The sequence below is a fragment of the Halosolutus amylolyticus genome (assembly GCF_023566055.1).
GTDB lineage: Archaea > Halobacteriota > Halobacteria > Halobacteriales > Natrialbaceae > Halosolutus > Halosolutus amylolyticus.
This window is the reverse complement of record NZ_JALIQP010000003.1, coordinates 254,845-272,643: the sequence shown is the minus strand read 5'-3', so window position 1 is coordinate 272,643 and position 17,799 is coordinate 254,845. Positions and strand designations below refer to the sequence as shown.

The 17,799-nt window shown below is 68.7% G+C and carries 10 protein-coding genes; 5 read left to right on the top strand and 5 right to left on the bottom strand.

Going from position 1 to position 17,799, the window contains the following annotated elements:
- The first annotated feature begins 291 nt into the window (after positions 1-291).
- The gene (locus MUN73_RS13825) at positions 292-4,122 is read left to right on the top strand and encodes a glycoside hydrolase family 97 N-terminal domain-containing protein (RefSeq protein ID WP_250141077.1); all 3,831 of its coding nucleotides are present in this window, start codon (positions 292-294) and stop codon (positions 4,120-4,122) included.
- A 51-nt stretch (positions 4,123-4,173) separates the two neighbouring features.
- Here the strand turns inward: MUN73_RS13825 and MUN73_RS13820 are convergent, their stop codons facing one another.
- A complete protein-coding gene (locus MUN73_RS13820; RefSeq protein ID WP_250141076.1) occupies positions 4,174-4,332 on the bottom strand; it encodes a hypothetical protein in 159 nt (52 codons plus the stop codon).
- Positions 4,333-4,444: 112 nt separating this feature from the next.
- A complete protein-coding gene (locus tag MUN73_RS13815) occupies positions 4,445-6,223 on the bottom strand; it encodes a hypothetical protein (RefSeq protein ID WP_250141075.1) in 1,779 nt (592 codons plus the stop codon).
- A gap of 374 nt (positions 6,224-6,597) precedes the next feature.
- Between MUN73_RS13815 and MUN73_RS13810 the strand changes: the two genes are divergently transcribed.
- Complete coding sequence (locus MUN73_RS13810) at positions 6,598-9,078, top strand: DNA topoisomerase I (RefSeq protein WP_250141074.1); 2,481 nt, start codon at positions 6,598-6,600, stop codon at positions 9,076-9,078.
- Between the two features lie 256 nt (positions 9,079-9,334).
- The gene (locus MUN73_RS13805) at positions 9,335-13,582 is read left to right on the top strand and encodes a sister chromatid cohesion protein PDS5 (protein WP_250141073.1); all 4,248 of its coding nucleotides are present in this window, start codon (positions 9,335-9,337) and stop codon (positions 13,580-13,582) included.
- A gap of 53 nt (positions 13,583-13,635) precedes the next feature.
- On the opposite strand, the gene MUN73_RS13800 is transcribed toward MUN73_RS13805, so the two are convergent.
- A complete protein-coding gene (locus MUN73_RS13800) occupies positions 13,636-14,259 on the bottom strand; it encodes a TlpA family protein disulfide reductase (protein WP_250141072.1) in 624 nt (207 codons plus the stop codon).
- A 189-nt stretch (positions 14,260-14,448) separates the two neighbouring features.
- Here MUN73_RS13800 and MUN73_RS13795 point away from each other — a divergent pair, with 189 nt between their 5' ends.
- Positions 14,449-15,081 carry a class I SAM-dependent methyltransferase gene (locus MUN73_RS13795; RefSeq protein WP_250141071.1) on the top strand — a complete coding sequence of 211 codons (633 nt, stop codon included), beginning with the start codon at positions 14,449-14,451 and terminating at the stop codon, positions 15,079-15,081.
- A gap of 44 nt (positions 15,082-15,125) precedes the next feature.
- Here MUN73_RS13795 and MUN73_RS13790 read toward each other — a convergent pair whose 3' ends face one another.
- The gene (locus MUN73_RS13790; RefSeq protein WP_250141070.1) at positions 15,126-15,797 is read right to left on the bottom strand and encodes a TlpA family protein disulfide reductase; all 672 of its coding nucleotides are present in this window, start codon (positions 15,795-15,797) and stop codon (positions 15,126-15,128) included.
- 236 nt (positions 15,798-16,033) lie between these two features.
- Between MUN73_RS13790 and MUN73_RS13785 the strand changes: the two genes are divergently transcribed.
- Complete coding sequence (locus MUN73_RS13785; protein ID WP_321575764.1) at positions 16,034-16,714, top strand: LysE family translocator; 681 nt, start codon at positions 16,034-16,036, stop codon at positions 16,712-16,714.
- 212 nt (positions 16,715-16,926) lie between these two features.
- Here the strand turns inward: MUN73_RS13785 and MUN73_RS13780 are convergent, their stop codons facing one another.
- Positions 16,927-17,601: an HD domain-containing protein gene (locus tag MUN73_RS13780; RefSeq protein ID WP_250141069.1), complete on the bottom strand. Its 675-nt coding sequence runs from the start codon at positions 17,599-17,601 to the stop codon at positions 16,927-16,929.
- Positions 17,602-17,799: the final 198 nt, after the last annotated feature.

Sequence of the window (17,799 nt, the reverse complement as noted above, 5' to 3'; positions counted from 1 at the left end):
CCCGGGCGACGGAAAAGCACTCCCGTTCCCAGTCGTCGTTGCCGGCTTTCCGATCGTCGGCCTCTCTCGCGGCGTATCCGGGCTCCGGGAACCCGGGGACCGCGCCCCGGTGTGGCGATCGGTCATCGTCCCCGGACCGGCCGATCGACGTCCCCCAGTCGGCCGATCGTCCGCTCGAATCGACCCGAAGTCGATGGACGAACGACGGTATTCACTCGGTTACGATACCGGGTTAACGGAACGTCGACGACCCTTATTTTTATGACCGATACCGTTCAAACGCGGCAGTGGATGTTTGATAAACTATCACAACACACGTTTTCGGGGCCGAACCGTCGACAGGTTCTCGGCGGGATTACCGCGGCGCTGGCCGCGGCCGCGTACACGCGATCGGTTCCCGAGAGCGTCGCCGCGCAGGTCACGGACGGCGACGACGCGGCCGTCCAGACGATCGACTCCCCCGACGGGGCGATTTCGGTGACGATCGACGTTTCGGACGGCGTCCCGAGGTACGAGGTCGCGTTCGACGGGACGACCTACGTCGAGTCGTCGGCGCTCGGGTTCGACTTCCGGAACCAGCCCTCGTTCGGGGCGAGCGCCGACGGGTCGTCCGGGACCACCCTCGAGGTCACGGGGAGCGAACGCGTCTCCGAGACGGAGGAGTGGGACCCCGTCTGGGGCGCGACGGAGCGCGTGTCAGCCGCGTACAACGCGCTGGCGATCGGACTCGAAGAGATCGGCGGGGCGGGTCGATCGGCCACGCTCGAGTTCCGCGTCTTCGACGACGGAGTCGGCTTTCGGTTCGTCTTCGGCGAGGGGTTCGCGAGCAACAGCGACAGGGCCGTGATTACGTCCGAGAACACCGGGTTCGACTTCGCGGGCGACTACACGGCCTGGTGGATCCGCAACGAGGTCACCAACCCCCGGTTCGAGCAGGAGTACGCGGAGACGCCGCTCAGCGAGATTCCCGGCGGATCGCGGGAGACGCGACCGACGGGTACCGCGGTCCGAACCGGCGCGCACACCCCGTTGACGATCGAGGCCGGCGACGGCGACGCCTACCTGAGCGTTCACGAGGCCGATCTCGAGGACTACGCGTCGGCGACGCTCGCGCCCCGATCGGACGCGGGCGGCACCGACTTCGCCACCGAACTGACGCCGCTACCCGACGGGACGAAAGCCTCGCTGGCCGTTCCGAACGCGACGCCGTGGCGAACGATCCAGATCGGCCGCCGTCCGGGCGACCTGATCGAATCGCAGTTGATCCCGCTGCTGAGTTCGCCCCTGGAGGAGTCGGTCCTGCCGACCGCCGACGGCGACCCGGACACGGACTGGATCGAACCCCGGAAGTACGTCGGCATCTGGTGGACGATGATCGCCGGGTCGGCCAACTGGGAGTACAGGAGCGACGAGGAACTCCTCGCCGCGGCGGAGGATCCGGCGGGCTACGTCCACGGCGCCCGCACCGAGCGGATGAAGCGGTACATGGCCTTCGCCGCGGCAAACGGGATCGACAGCGTCCTCGTCGAGGGGTGGAACCAGGGCTGGGACACCTACCCCGGCGACGGCACCGGCCTCGCGTTCGGCGTCGACGACTCGTACCCCGACTTCGACGTCCGCGAGGTCACCGACTTCGGCCGATCGCTCGACGATCCCGTCGAGATGACGATCCACAACGAGACCGCGGGCGCTCTGCCCCACTACGAGGACCAGATCGTCGCGGACGAGGTCTTCGCCCAGTACGAGGACCTCGGTATTCACTCCATCAAGAACGGCTACGTCTCCGACCCGGGGCTCGGGATCGACGGCGACGGCTCCGAGCCGACGCACAACCAGCACAACCAGCTGGCGGTCAACCACCACCGGCTCGTCATCGAGGAGGCCGCGGCCAATCGACAGTTGCTCGAGATCCACGAGGGGATCAAGCCGACCGGGGAGCTCCGGACCTACCCCAACGTGGCCAACCGCGAGGTCGTGAAGGCCCAGGAGTACGACGGCTTCGGACAACTGGGCTCGAACGTCGATCCGGACCACCACGTCACGCTCCCGTTCACCCGGAACCTCGCCGGCCCGGTCAGCTACCAGCCCGGCATCTTCGACACGACGTTCACCGACGACAGGGGCGATCGGATCCAGACGACGCGCGCCAAGCAACTCGCGCTCTACCCCACCTACCTGAGCGGCCTGCAGATGGCCGCCGATCGCATCGAGGCCTACGTCGACAGCGGGTTCGCGGTCGGCGAGTGTCTCCAGGCGACCGCCGGCGAGATCGACGGCTTCGTCACGCTCGACGAGTGGCGAAACGCCTTCGGGACGAACTACGTCGCCGTCGACCCCAATCGCGTCCCCTCGGGGTCGTCGGTCTCGTTCACCGTTCGAGACGCCGACGCGGGCACGTACGATCTCCACCTCCGGCACGCGGCCGATGCCGAGGCGAACGCCGATCGAGTCGTGGCGGCGGGCGAGACCCGGGCGACCCTGCGCGTCAACGACTCGACGCGGACGGTCGAGCCCGGTTTCACCGACTACTGGGACCAGTGGGAAGTGTTCACCACCGAGATCGAACTGGAAGACGGCGACAACGAGATCGCGATCGAACTCCACTACGACGATTCGGGCGACGCGTTCGCGGGCGACGTCGGCGGCTTCAACCTGAACGCGATCGCCGTCACCGAACCCGGGGAGCCGTCACCGCTTCCCGCCGAGTACGAAGGTTACACCCCCGAGAACGAGAACTTCGACGCGGAACCCGAGTTCGCGTTCATCGAGGACGTACCGGCGGCCGGCTGGGACGAGACCGTCGTCGTCGACTCGGCGATCGGCGACTACACCGTCACCGCCCGCCGGACCGGCGAGGAGTGGTACGTCGGTGCCATGACCGACGAGGGCGGTCGCGCGATCGACGTCCCGCTCGACTTCCTCGCCCCGGGCGAGTCCGGTGACAGGGGCCGGGGTACCGGCCCGAAGGGGCCGACGTACGTCGCCGAGATCTACTCGGACGGTCTCGGCGGCGGCTACGAGTCCGATCCCGAGGCCGTCAGGATCGACGAGGCGATCGTCGATCCGAGCACGACGGTCCTCGCCTCGATGGCCAGGAGCGGCGGCACGGCGATCCGCCTGCGCCCCGCGCGAGGGCGAGCCGACCTGCCGACCTACGAGCGCCCGACACAGGACGTGCGCTACAGCATCGACGAGGAGGCGTCCCTGGGCGAGCCGTTCATCACGGCCACCGGCTCGAACGACGGCGACTTCGTCGGCGGGACGACCGTCGCGATCGAGATCGACGGCGACCGCGAGACGGTCGACAACGTCAGGCTCGCGCCCGGGGCGACCGACGAGACGGTCGCGCTAGGATACACGATCACGTCGATCGGCACGTACGACGTCGTCCTGCGCGATCCCGACGACGGGCGCGTTCTCGAATCGGCGACCGTCACCGTCGCACCCGGCGACCTCGTCGCCGAACTCGACGATCCGGCGGGCGACGATCACGGCCCCGGCGAGTACACCTACCCCACCAGCGGCGACTTCCGGGACGGCGCGTTCGACCTGCGATCGGTCGCCGTCTACGAGTCCGAGGCCGAGTACCTGTTCGCGATCGAGGTCGAGACCCTCTACGACGTCTACGGCGGCGACTTCTCGCCCCACTATTTCGTCGTCTACCTCCGAGATCCGTCGCGTTCGGGCGGCCGAACGACCGAGATCGGCGACCTGGAGATCACCGCCGACTTCGACGCCGAGTGGCACTATCGGATCGCCGCGAGCGGGTTCGAGACCGGTGTCGTCGACGCCGACGAAACCGACCTCGGGTCGCCGGAGACCCTCGTCGACCTCGACGCGGACACGGTCGTCCTCTCGGTCGAGAAGGATCTGCTGGACGTCGACCTCGCGTCCGTCGAACTCCTCCCGATCGTCGGTTCCGAGAACTTCGGCGCGTTCCGGCCCGTCGACGTCGAGGCCGGTGGGTACACCTTCGGCGGCGCGACGGACGGCGCGGTCGAGAACGCCCCGCGCGTCATCGACCTGTTGACGCCGTCGGACGCCGAGCAGGCCGACGCGCTCGCCTACGACGAGAGCGAGCGTGCCACGCTCCCGTTCACGCCGCTCTCGGATCGTCGTTAGGAGTCGACTCGCGGCGTCGAAAACGCAACGGGTCGAGGAGTCGGCCCCGGGCTACCCGCACACGTACAGCGTCACGAAGGCGACCGCGCTGAGAGCGAGCAGTGAGTGAGTGCCGACGGACTGAACGGTGCTCACCACACCCACACTGAGGATGAACGCCACCGCCGCGACGGTGGTAAGTTGCTCCTGACACGGGATTGGTGTAGCCATGTTCGACCGTTCGATAATTACCACTATCGTATAAATCTGCGTCAGACATTGGTTGAAAACACTACAGAACGTCCGGGACGAACTGCATCGACGGCCCGTCACGATCGCGCTCTCAGGGTCGTCCCGACCGTCGGGAGAGAAGGAGGTGCGCCCCGAGTACGGTCACGATCGGAACGGCGGCGAACACCGCGGCGACCACCTGCTGTCCGTCGAAGAACGCCATCGTCGCACCGATCGCCGTAATGGTCACGAACGCCATCATCACCAGTCCGAAGACGTCGTCCGTCACCATCCGCTCGAGGAGGCTCCGGTCCTCGGTGTCTACCTGCTCGCGGAGGTCCTCGAGTTCGATGTGGAGTGTCTTGAGGTCCGACTCGAGTTTACCGTTGATCCCGTCGACGCGCGACTCGATCTCGTCGACGGCCGATGCGACGTCGGCGTCCGACGTCACCTCCGATTCCAGGGCCTCGAGATCGGCCGCGATCGTCTCTAGCTGGCGCTTTTGGGCGTCGACGTCCGTACGAAGCTCCGTGACGGCCGGTTCGATCTCTGCGACGGTCGGCTCGAGGTCCGCCACGGCCGCTTCGACGTCTTCGGTCGTCCGGCGCGTCCTGGCAAGGTCGTCCTGGAGCGACGTCACCGACTCCGTGGTGGCGGACTCGCGTTCGATCGTCTCGACGGCCGACCGGAGCTCGGCGACGGTCGCGGCGAGGTCGTCGACCGACGCGGACTCCTCGATCTCGTCCCGGAGATCGTCGACCTGTGTCTCGACGGCGTCGAGTCGCTCCCGTGCCGACGCGACCGCCCGGGTGACCGTTTCGACCTCCTCGGTGGCAGTTCCGACCGCTTCGCCGATCGCGTCGACCTCGTCGCTGACCGTTACGACTTCCTCCTCGATCGCGGCGACGGCCTCGTCCGTCGACTCGATCGATCGTTCCAGTTCGGGGAGGGCGTCGACGGATTCGCGAAGCGCCGTTAGCTCCCCCTCGAGGGTCGACAGGTCGGCGTCGATCGCCTCGAACCGGTCCTCGACGCGGCTCTCGAGCGCGTCGAGATCGGCGTCCGACACCCGGTCGTCGGCGGGCCACTCGTCCAGTTCGTCGAGTCGTTCGAGACGCGCCGTGACCTCGCCCTCCAGCGTGTCGATCGTGTGGGCGATCATCTGGAACGCCTCCTCGAGATCGCGGAGGCGATCCGCGTCGGCCAGTCCGTCGGTCGCCGCGTCCAGGGCCGACTCGTCGACTGCAGTCTCCGCGAGCGCCGACAGTTCGGCCTCGAGTTCTGCGACGGACGCCTCGACCGCGTCGATCGCGGTCTCGATGTCGTCGATCCGCTCGTCGACGTCCTCGCGCGCCGGTCGGCCGGAGAGTCGCTCGTCGAGCGTGGCGACCGAGTCCGCCAGCGCCTCGACGTCGGCTTCCAGGGTCTCGACGGTCGCCGCATCGACGGCGTCGTCGGTCGCCGCCTCCACCTCGTCGATCACCGACGTGAGCGCGTCGAGTTGCGCGTCGACGTACTCGCGCTCGGCCCGTGCCGAGAGTCGCTCGTCGAGCGACTCGACGTCGTCCTCGAGCGATTCGATCGACCGTTCCGCCCTGCCGATCGCGGCCTCGAGGGCGTCGCTCCGTTCGCCGGACGCCTGCCGATCGTCGTCGGCGTTCCGTACGGATCCGCCGTCGGTCAGCACGCGTCGCGGACCGGTGTCGCTCGCCGCAGGCGTGCCATCGGTCGTACACGACCGCTCGCGTTCGACGCCCGAGCCAACCCCCTCGAGGTGACGCGACGAGGGGCCGCCTGACGCGTCGCCACCGACATCGACGGCTCGCCGTCGATCGCGCCCCCCATCACTCGCGACGATCCACGACGGGATCGCGTTGATTCCGATTGCCATCTTGAATAGAACACGAACGGACGTATATGGATTTTACTGATCGTGCATTGACGTGTGAACGGAATTGAACGGTTCCTGTGCGCCCCGAACCGCGTTCAACTCGCGGAGCGAGTGACCTGTCGAACAACAGTGGGCGAGAACGGGGGGCGCGAGGACGCGAGAGTGAGCCAGACCTGGTCCTGGGAATGGTACCGGTCGTGGATAGAGTGACGGCATGGTCCTCGCGCACGCGACCGCTCGCGCGACCGCACGCACACCCGCGCAGTCTTGCGGTTTTGGGCGAAAGCGTTATCAGATGCTCAGTCGTAGCGAGCGACGATGATCGACACTCGTCCCGGGTCGGGCGACCACCGCACCAGCGGAGGTGAACCGCCGTGGAACTGATAATCACGGAGAAGGACAACGCCGCGCGGCGGATCGCCGACATCCTGTCCGGCGGCACGTTCGACTCGAGTCGCGAGAACGGCGTCAACGTCTACGAGTGGGGCGGCAAGCGCTGCGTCGGGCTCTCGGGCCACGTCGTCGGCGTTGACTTTCCGCCGGAGTACTCGGACTGGCGCGACGTCGAACCCGTCGAACTGATCGACGCGAGCGTCGAGAAGACCCCCACGAAGGAGAACATCGTCGCCACGCTCCGGATCCTCGCCCGCAAGGCCGAGCGCGTGACGATCGCGACGGACTACGATCGCGAAGGCGAACTCATCGGGAAAGAGGCCTACGAGATCGTCCGCGACGTCAACGAGGACGTCCCGATCCGTCGCGTACGGTTCTCCTCGATCACCGAGAACGAGGTACAGAACGCGTTCGACGAACCCGACGACCTCGACTTCGACCTGGCCGCCGCCGGCGAGGCCCGCCAGATCATCGACCTGGTCTGGGGCGCGGCGCTCACCCGCTTCCTCTCGCTGTCGGCGGGTCAACTGGGCAACGACTTCATCTCCGTCGGCCGGGTGCAGTCGCCGACGCTCAAACTCATCGTCGATCGGGAACGCGAGATCCAGGCGTTCGATCCGGAGGACTACTGGGAGCTGTTCGCGGACCTGGCCAAGAACGGGACCACCTTCGAGGCACAGTACTTCTACCGCGACGAGGACGACAACGAGGCCGAGCGCGTCTGGGAGGAGGCCGTCGCCGACGAGGTCTACGAGACCCTCGCCGATCGCGACGCCGCGACCGTCGTCGACGTCAACCGCCGGACGCGGACGGACACGCCGCCGACCCCGTTCAACACGACCCAGTTCATCCGCGCGGCCAGCGCGATCGGCTACTCCGCCCAGCGGGCGATGTCGATCGCCGAGGACCTCTACACCGCGGGCTACATCACGTACCCGCGGACGGACAACACCGTCTACCCCGACGACCTCGATCCCGAGGAGTTGCTCGACGACTTCGTCGGCCACGCGACGCTGGGCGAGTCCGCGGAGAGCCTGCTGGAGGCCGACGAGATCGTCCCCACGGAGGGCGACGAGGAGACGACCGACCACCCGCCGATCCACCCGACGGGCGAGATCCCCTCCCGCGGCGACGTGAGCGACGACGAGTGGGAGATCTTCGAACTCGTCGTCCGGCGGTTCTTCGCGACCGTCGCCGACGCCGCCGTCTGGGAACACCTCAAGGTCGTCACCGAGGTCGACGACTACCGACTCAAGTCCAACGGGAAACGGCTCGTCGAACCCGGTTACCACGACGTCTACCCGTACTTCAACACCAGCGAGAACTTCGTCCCCGACGTCGACGAGGGCGAGGAACTGGCGATCGACGACGTCGAACTCGAGGAGAAACAGACCCAGCCGCCGCGCCGCTACGGCCAGTCGCGGCTGATCGAGACCATGGAGGATCTGGGCCTGGGAACGAAGTCGACGAGACACAATACGCTCGAGAAACTGTACGATCGCGGCTACATCGAGAGCGATCCGCCGCGCCCGACGAAACTCGCGATGGCGGTCGTCGACGCCGCCGAGAACTACGCTGATCGGGTCGTCAGCGAGGAGATGACCGCCCAACTGGAGGCGGACATGGACGCGATCGCGAGCGGCGAGGCGACGCTCAACGACGTCACGGACGAGTCCCGGGAGATGCTCGAGGAGATCTTCGCCAACCTCGCGGACTCGCGAGAGGAGATCGGCGATCACCTGCGGAAGTCGCTGAAAGACGACAAGCGACTGGGCCCCTGTCCCGAGTGCGGCGAGGACCTGCTCGTCCGGCAGAGCCGCCACGGCTCGTACTTCGTCGGCTGTGACGGCTACCCCGACTGCGAGTTTACGCTTCCGTTGCCCTCGACGGGCAAGCCGCTGATCCTCGATAGCGAGTGCGAGGAGCACGGGCTGAACGAGGTGAAGATGCTGGCCGGCCGCCAGACGTTCGTCCACGGCTGTCCGCTGTGCAAGGCCGAGGACGCCGGCGAGGGGCCGATTCTGGGCGAGTGTCCGGAGTGCGGAGACGAACACGGCGGCGAACTGGCAGTCAAAACCCTCCAGAGCGGGTCCCGACTGGTGGGCTGTACGCGCTACCCCGACTGCGAGTACTCGCTGCCCCTCCCGCGACGCGGCGAGATCGAGGTCACCGACGAGTACTGCGACGACCACGACCTGCCCGAACTGGTGATCCACAACGGGGACGAGCCCTGGGAACTGGGCTGTCCGATCTGTAACTACCAGGAGTTCCAGGCCCGCGAGAGCGACACCGGGTCGGACCTCGAGGCGCTCGACGGGATCGGCGCGAAAACCGTCGAAAAACTCGCCGACGCGGGTATCGAGAGCATCGACGACCTGACCGAGAGCGATCCCGATACCGTCGCGGACGACGTGGAGGGCGTCAGCGCCGATCGGATCCGCGACTGGCAGGCGAAGGCGTAGAGCGATCGAGACGGCCGCCCCCTCGTGGCCGGCCGCCTCGTTCCACCGACGTTCTCTCACCCTGGTCACTGTCTTTCGGGTACCCGTCGACACCGTCTTTCGAGTACCCGTTCGTCGTCACGACAGTCCCGTCTCTGCGAATCTGTTAGCAAACGGAGGATCGGAGATAGAATTAACTGGACGTGTCTACATTCTCAACCAACTACCAGGTGCGTGTGAGTGGCTCACGCGGGCCGGGGATGGACGGGTGCCCACGATGAATACACCAGGTGACAATTCCAGCGACCCGACACGGGGCGAACAGGACGGCGAAATCGAAGTGACGGTCGGCATCGATCGGCTCGAATCGTTTCTCTCGGCCGACGACCCCGAGGTCAGGGAGTACGCGGCCCGAACGCTCGCGACGGAAGCGGCGGAGCGACCCGCGGACGTCTGTTCCGCGGTCGAGGCGCTGACCGATCGGCTCGACGACGACCCGGCGATCAGGTCCCACGCGGCGGCCGCGCTGTCGACCGTCGCGGCGTCCCATCCCCGTGAGGTACGGGATTCCGTCGACGCCCTGACGGAACGGCTCGAGGGCTCGACCGCCGTCCGGGCCGACGCGGCCGACGCGCTCGCGTCGATCGCCGACGATCATCCGCATTCGGTCACCGACTCCACGGCGGCGCTCGCGGCCTACGTGACCGCCGACGAGGAAGCGGTTCGGGTCCGAACGACGGACGCCCTCGCCGCGATCGCCACGGCCCATCCGGACACCGTCGCCCCGGTCGTCGACGAGGTCGCCGCCGCGACCGACGACGAGACGGTCGCCGTCCGCGAGAACGCGACCGCCATCCTCGCGGCCGTCGGCGAGGCCCGCCCGGACGACGTGCTCGACGCGACCAGCCAGCTCGTCGATCGACTCGCGGACGAACCCGCGATCCGATCGAACGCGATGGGCGCGCTCGAGGCCGTCGCCGTCGAGACGCCGTCGGCGGTCGCGACGGCGGCCGATCACGTCGCGGCACGGCTCGCGGACGATCGGTACGAGGTCCGGGTCGACGCGGGGTCGGCGCTCGCCGCGATCGCCGGCGAACGGCCGGACGCCCTCCGCGAGGTCGTCGATCCGCTCGCGGCGAGCCTGGCCGACGATCGCGAGGTTCGCCGCGAGACCGTCGGGGCGCTACGGGACGTCGCCGAGACCGCACCAGCGGACGTCGTCCCGGCAGTCGACGCGCTCGTCGATCGGCTCGGGGACTCGCTTCCGGGAGTCCGGACCGACGCCGCGGCGACGCTCGCGTCGGTCGCGGCGGCAACTCCCGTAGCCGTCGTGGACGCCGTCGAACCGCTCGCGGGCCTGCTCGACCTCGACGAACCGGCGGCCGTCGACGGGACGAACGACGCTGACGAGAGCCCCGCGGTTCGGACCCACGCCGTGACGGCGATCGCCGCCGTCGCGGACGACCACCCGGGCGCGGTCGAGTCGGTCGTCGGCGACCTCGCGGGCGTGCTCGACGACGCGGACGAGACGGTCCGACACGAGGCCGCCCGCGCCATCGCGGCCGTCGCCGAGGAGACGCCGGGGTGTGTCCGCCCGGTCGTCTCGGAACTGGCCGATCGTCTCGACGATCCACACGAACCGGTTCGCCACCACGCGGCGACGGCCCTGGGGGCCGTCGCGCTCGACGGCCCGGACGATCGACCGGACGTCCCCACGCTCGTCGATCGGCTCGAAGAGGGCGACGAGTGGGTCCGGGGGTACGCCGCCCGCGCGCTAGCCGAGGTCGCCCAGTCGCGAACGTCGCGGCCCCATCCCGCAATCCGGTCGCTTCGCCGACGGGTCGACGACGAGTCGCCGGCGGTTCGCCGAGCGGCGACGCGGGACCTCGCGAGCGTCGCCGCCGAGAAGCCCCGCGCCGCCCGTCCGGCCGTCGAACCGCTGGCAGACCGCCTCGCTGACGACGACGCGAGCGTCCGGAACAACGCCGCGATCGCGCTCCGGACGATCGCCGCGACCTATCCGGACGACGTCCGCGACGTGCTGGCGACGCTGTTCGGCGCGCTCGACGATCCCGACCGGAGCGTCAGGGAGACGACCCGCGAGACCCTCGCCGCGATCGCCCCGGCCTCGGGACGCGATCGGCGACCGGCGTTCACGCTCGCGGTCGAGGAGACGAACGCGGCCGACGAGACGGTCCGCATCGCCGCCTGCGAGGCCCTGTCGGTCCTCGGACTGACGACGCCGGCGGAGGTCGAGGCCGGCGTCGGCGCGCTCTGTGATCTGCTCGTCGACTCGACGCCCGCAGTCCGGGCCGCGGCGCTCGAAACGCTCGAAGCGTACCTCTCGGCCGACTTCGACCTCGATCCGACGCCGATGGCCGCAGTCCTCGACGTCGTGGACGAACGAGACGAACGGGCCACCGCGGTCGCCGCGGGTATCGCGGACCTCGCCAGAACGGACTCGACGCTCGTCGCGTCCGCAGCGAAACCGTTGCTCGAGCGACTCACCGACGCGCCGGACGACACGCGCCGGGAACTGATACGAGCACTCGCGAGCATCGTCGCGGAGACCGATCGGCGACCGGTCACCGAACTCCTGCTGGACGGCATCGAGTCGGGGAACTCGAGGGCGATCGCCGCCGAAATCGCGCGGCTCGCGGCGGCCGAACCCGACGACGTGGCGTCGCGGACGGACGACCTGGTGGCGTTGCTCGACGCCGACGACGAGGCGGTCCGCGGCTACACGACGCTCGCGCTCGGGACGCTCTCGACGACCGGCCACGACGGCGGATCGGCGCTCGGCGACGCACTCGATCGGGTCGACGATCGACTGCTCGACGCCGCCTCGCTCGTCGCGGGCGGCGAGACGCCGTCCCACACCGACGCGATCAACAAGCAGCTATCGGGGCTCGGCCGCCGCCTCGACAACGATCCGTGGGCGGGCGGCCTCGCCGTCCTCGGGCTCTCGGTGCTGGCCGACGAGTCCGACACGCTCCGACCGACCGGCGTCTCGAAGATCGCGGACGGACTCGCCGTCGACAGCGCGATCGTCCGGACGACGGCCGCGCGCGTCCTCGCGACGATGGCCGCCGACGATCCGGCCGGGTTCGACGACGCGATTCCGTCACTCGTCGACGCGCTCGCGGATCCGGACTGTGCAGTCCGGGCGAACGCCGCCGGTGCACTCGCCGAACTGGCCGGTGCGGACGAACTCGAGGCCGGATCGACCCTGCCGGCGGAACTCCGATCGTGCCTGACCGATCCCAACGCCCGCGTGCGGATGCGAGCGATCCGGACGCTCGGAGCGATCGACGCCCTGTCGGTGCGTCCCGAGATCCGGGCGCTGACCGACGATCCGGTCCCGAGCGTCTCGACTGCCGCGGCCAAGACCGTGGAGCGACTGGAGTCGCGCCGACCCCTCGAAGCACCGTCCGAGACGGTCGACCCCGACTGGCGGATGGCCCGCGGCGGCCCGGACGGGACCGGCCACGTCCGATCGGGCGAGGCCCTCGAGGAGCGGCCGAGCGAACAGTGGCGCGTCGAGATCGACGCGGCGATCGAGGCCTCGCCGGCGCTGGTGGGCGACACGATCTTCGTCACCCGCACGGACGGAACCACCGCCGCGCTGGCCCTCGAGGACGGGAGCGAGCGCTGGGCGTTCGAGACGGAGAGCCCGATCCGGACCGCTCCCGCAGTGGTCGACGAATGCGTCTACGTCGGGGCCGACGACGGCGCGGTCTACGCGCTCGACGCCGAGACCGGCGAGCGCGCGTGGCGCTACCAGACCGACGAACCCGTTCGGACGTCGCCGATCGTGGTCGACGGCACGGTCTACGCCGCCAGCGACGCGCTCCACGCGATCGACGCCGAAACCGGCCAACCCGACTGGACGGCCGATCTCGACGGGGCGGTCACCGGACTCGCGGTCGCCGTCGGGGCGGTCTTCGCCGGCTGTGGCGATCGGGTGATCGCCGTCGAGACAGACGCGGGCGATCGCCGCTGGGAGACGGAACTCGAAGACGGCGTCAGTACCGCGCCCGTCGTCGCGGACGGCACGGTCTACGTCGCCAGTGGCGGACGGCTCGTGGCACTGGCCGCGGCGGACGGCGAGGAACGGTTCCGGTTCGAAACCGGCGGCCGACTCAGGGCCGCACCGACCGTCGCCGACGGCACCGTCTTCGTCGCGAGTGCCGACCACAGCCTCTACGCCGTCGACGCCGCGGCGGGCACCGAACGCTGGCGCGTCGCCGTCGGTGCCGCGGCGACGGCCCCCGTCGTCATCGACGACCACGTCTGTCTGGGCACCGACGAGGACCGCATTCACGCGATCGCGACCGACGACGGTACCGAGCGGTGGCACCACGACCCGGTCGGCGACGGTCTGACCGCGATCGCCGTCGCGAGCGGCCGACTCTGTACCGTCGACGAGGACGGGATCGCCGCCGTCGGCGACGCGACGTCCTCGTGGAAAGACCGGATGGATCCGATCTCCGGGCTGTTCACCCGGTTCGGGAACGGCACGTAGGAACCACGTCGCTCGTCGGTCCGGAACGAATCGTCGTCACTGTCTGAATCGCCTCAGGCGGTCGACGTCGACTCGTCGTCGGCCGTCTCGTTCCCGGTCGGTGCCGCCCGTCGTGCGTCCAGCACGGGTTCAGCGGCCTCGACGATCGTCTCGGGATCGACGATTCCCTTCTCCTGCCACCGGTTCTCGCCGTCCGCGTCGACCACGACCGTGACGGGGTAGCCGACGACGCCGTACGACGCCGCGAGCGTCGAGTCCGGGTCGTAGCCGACCGCCCAGTTGCCGTCGTGGGCCGTCCACCAGTCCCGGAGTTCGTCGGGCGGCATCTTGCCGAGCGACTGGTAGGTGACCGACAGGAACCGGACGTCGGAGCCGTAGTCCTCCCGGAGTTCCTGGCGAGCCTCGGCGAGGTGGGGCATATGCGCCTGACACTGGCCACAGCCCGTGACGAAGAAGCTGACGACCGTGACCCGATCGGCCGGCACCGCGACCGTCCCGGCCTCGCTCCCGCGGGCGTCGATCGTCTCGACCTCGACGGGGCCATCGGACACGTCGTCGTCTGCAGGCGTGGGTCCGCCGTCGCCGCCGACGTCGGGCATCCCGTTTCGAAGGAGCGCAATGCTTCCGCCGAGCATGCCGACACTCCCGATTCCGGCCAGGAGGTCCCGGCGTCTCACCGGTCTCTCACCTCGACCGGCGATCGGTCTCGCCGCGTTCGGGGCCGGCAGGTCCGGCGTCCGGCCGCGACGTAACGGTCCGTGTGACGGCTCATGTGCGACGATACGATTCCTCGACCAAAGGGTTCACTGGTTCGATCGTCGATCGGCGGGAGAACTATCAAGCGCCCGGCGTCCATCCGATCGAACGTGACGGACGATCGCGAGCGGTGGAACGAGAAGTACAGGGACGTCGACTTCGACCTCCCCGACGATCCGATCCCGGCTCTCGAGCGCCGGATCGAGACGCTCCCCGAGGGGCGAGCCCTCGACGTCGCGACCGGGACCGGACGTAACGCCGTCTTCCTCGCCGAGCACGGCTACGCGGTCGACGCGATCGACGTCTCCGACGAGGCCCTCGCGCAGGCACGGGAGCGGGCCGCGGCCCACGACGTCGACGCGTCGATCGACTGGCACCGGACTGACGTCGCCGACTTCGAGTTCGGGTCGGAGCGGTACGACCTCGTGACGGTGAGTTTCTTCGCGGGACTGGACGTGCTCCCGGACCTGAAAGAGGCGCTCGGGCCGGGCGGCGTCCTCGTCTACGAGCACCACCTGCGCACGACCGATCCCGTCGACGTGGGCCCGTCGAGCGATCGCCACCGGTACCGATCGAACGACCTGCTCCGCGCGTGCCTGGACCTGACCGTGCTCTCCTACGAGGAGCGACGGCGACCGCTGTCGGGCGGGCACGCGGCGGTCGCAACACTGGTCGCGCGACACTCCACCGGTGGGGTGCAGTCGTACCCGATGCTCGCCGATCGGCCGCACGAGGACGCGTAAGAAGCGAGGGCTCCGGAGTGGCGACGATGATCGTCGCGGGCCGATCAGTCCGCGTTCGGGTCGTCGTCTCCGTCGGAGTCGGTGTTCACCGCCTCCGTCTCGTTCCCGCCCGCGTCGGGATCCGTCTCGACGCCGGACGTGGCCTCGACGGTGGCCCTGACGCCCGAGACGATGTTTGAGGGCGTCGTCCCGCCGAGGTCGCTCCAGTGGACCTCGCCGTCGCCGTCGATCGCGGCCGTTCCCGGGAAATTATCGGTGTCGTGGTACTCGTCGAAGAAGGCTCCCGATCGATCGATCCCGATCGGCCAGTAGCCGTCGTTCTCGACCCACCAGTCGACCAGTTCGTCGTTCGACGGCGTCGCGCCCTGGCTCCAGTCGATGACCGACAGCACGAACACGTCGCCGTCGGGTCCGAGATCGAACTCCGAGCCGAGGCGATCGTACGCCTCGCCGACGTTCGAGAGGTAGCCGATGCTCGTCGGGCAGAACTGCCGCGTGAAGTTGACGAGGACGACCTGGCCGGATTGGGGGACGGTGACCGTCCCCGCCTCGCTCCCGGGCGCGTCGATCAGTTCGATCTCGTACGGCGGGCCGTCGTCCTCGTCGTCCTCGTCGCTCTCGTTGTCCCCGCTCCCGCCCGACACGCTGTCGAGACAGCCGCTCGCACCGATCGTTCCGACACCAGCGGCGGTCGCGAGGAGGGCGCGCCGATTCATCGTCGCTCCGCCTCGATCCGTCGTCGCGCTCCGGTCGAGACGTCGTCGAATTCGGCGAGCGGCCTCGACGACGTCACACCGGCGATTCGATGCTCGGCCATACCCGCCGTACGTCGGCACTCGAAATAGGTCCGGCGATCCGGCGATCGACACCGGGCGGACGGGGCGACGCCGATCCGTGGCTCGCGCTGCCGAAGCCAGTGCGCTTTTCTCCCCCGACTCGATATCGACTACCAGTGACCAGCGCGATCGTCACGGCACTCGCCGGCATCGTCTTCGGCGTGGCCCTCGCCGCGCCGCCAGGACCGATGAACGCCATTATCGCCGAGGAGAGCGTCGTCCGCGGCTGGACGGCCGGCTTCTGGGCCGGCCTCGGCGCGATGGTCGCCGACGTCGTCTTCTTCGCCCTCGCGCTCGCCGGCATCGTCGCGATCATCGACCAGTACCCGGCGGTCCGGCCGGTCCTCTATTTCGCCGGCGGACTCCTGATGTGTTACTTCGCCGTCGGCGCGATCGAGGAGGCCCGATCGGCGGCCTCGTTCACGGACGGCGGCCGCGGCGAGTCGAAAGGCTTTCGCAAGACGTTCGTGCTCGCGCTGACGAACCCCTACCAGATCGGGTTCTGGCTCACCGTCGGCGTCGGGTTGCTCCAGTCGGGCAGCCTCGACGTCTTCTCGCACGTGCCGGGCGCGGGGACGGTCCTCGAGGGAGCGCTCGTCGTCCAGACCGGTTCGCCGGCCCTGCTGCTGGGATTCTTCGGCGGCATCGCGCTCTGGATCGTCGCCTACCCCGCCGCGCTGGTCGCCGCAGGGCGGCGGGTCGACGCCTTCGCGCCGATCGTCGCCGCCCTGAGCGCCGTCGTGCTGGCCGGGTTCGGCCTGCTCTTTCTCGCCGTCGGCGCTCTCGGTATCTTCTGAGGGTCTCAATCGGCTAACGACGCCGTTGCCGTCCCGAATGAGGATCGATCGATCCGCGGACGTGACTGGATGCAGGTCCGTGACGCCGTCGCTCTCGGAGCGAACGGTCGGAAACCGCCGATGGGCGCCTAGTACGGTTTACTGTACGTCAGTTCCGGCGCAACCGCGATCCGGGCGGCGGTTGCGCCGGGACATCGGTACAGCAATCCGTATCAGTTCCCCATCGCGGCGATCTCGTCCTCGAGCCACTCCTGGAACCACTTCACGCGCTTGAGTCGCTGGTGAGCGATGCTCTCGGCTGTGTCGCTCTGGACGCGCGAGGCGGCGTCGTAGCCGCGTTCGAGGACCCGATCGACCATTTCGTCGGTGTCCATGTGGGTGCGGGCCTCGTAACCCATGCGCAACAGCATCAGGGCCGTCCCGTTCGCGCCGACCTTGTCGAGCAGGTCGGCCTCGATGAGCGACTGCGTCTCGAGTGAGAGGTCGTTCAGGTCGCCCTGGTAGGAGTGGTGTTCGATCGCGCGACACACCTGCTGGATGAACGATTCGGGGTACTCTGCGCGGGATTCGAGGTACTCCCGGGCGACGCGAGCGCCGGCCTCGGCGTGGAGTTCCTGGTCCGTCTCGAGTTTGGCGACGTCGTGAAAGAGCGCGGCGACCCGCGTGACGTCGACGTCCGCGCCCTCCTCGCGAGCGATCTCCTCCGCGAGATTGACCACGTTGAGGATGTGGTTGTGCCGGTACTCCGCGGAGTGCCACGGGTACCAGCGCATGCGGCCGCCCTCGTCTTCCTTCTCGACGCTGGCCGCGAGATACTCGAAGACGAATCCTTTCATCTCCTCGAATTCGGCGTCTGGTACCCTGGTTTCTTTTATTTCGACGCCCACGAGAGATCCCTCCGCAGTAGACGAACGATAGTCATTGCCAGAATGTAAGCTAGTTTCGCTCTTAGGCCTTTGGTTCGGAATGCGACCCGCTGACAGTGTCGCGGATCTCCGTGTCGGACGCCGGAACTGTCCGGTTTTCGCGATCGGTGGGCAGTTCGTCGTCGTCGCGACCCGCACCGACCGCGACGCAAGTCTAGG

Coding starts and splice junctions, on each gene's coding strand:
- MUN73_RS13825 (WP_250141077.1), top strand. CDS start 292: ATGTTTGATAAACTATCACAACACACGTTTTCGGGGCCGAACCGTCGA.
- MUN73_RS13805 (WP_250141073.1), top strand. CDS start 9,335: ATGAATACACCAGGTGACAATTCCAGCGACCCGACACGGGGCGAACAG.
- MUN73_RS13815 (WP_250141075.1), bottom strand. CDS start 6,223: ATGGCAATCGGAATCAACGCGATCCCGTCGTGGATCGTCGCGAGTGAT.
- MUN73_RS13820 (WP_250141076.1), bottom strand. CDS start 4,332: ATGGCTACACCAATCCCGTGTCAGGAGCAACTTACCACCGTCGCGGCG.
- MUN73_RS13790 (WP_250141070.1), bottom strand. CDS start 15,797: ATGAATCGGCGCGCCCTCCTCGCGACCGCCGCTGGTGTCGGAACGATC.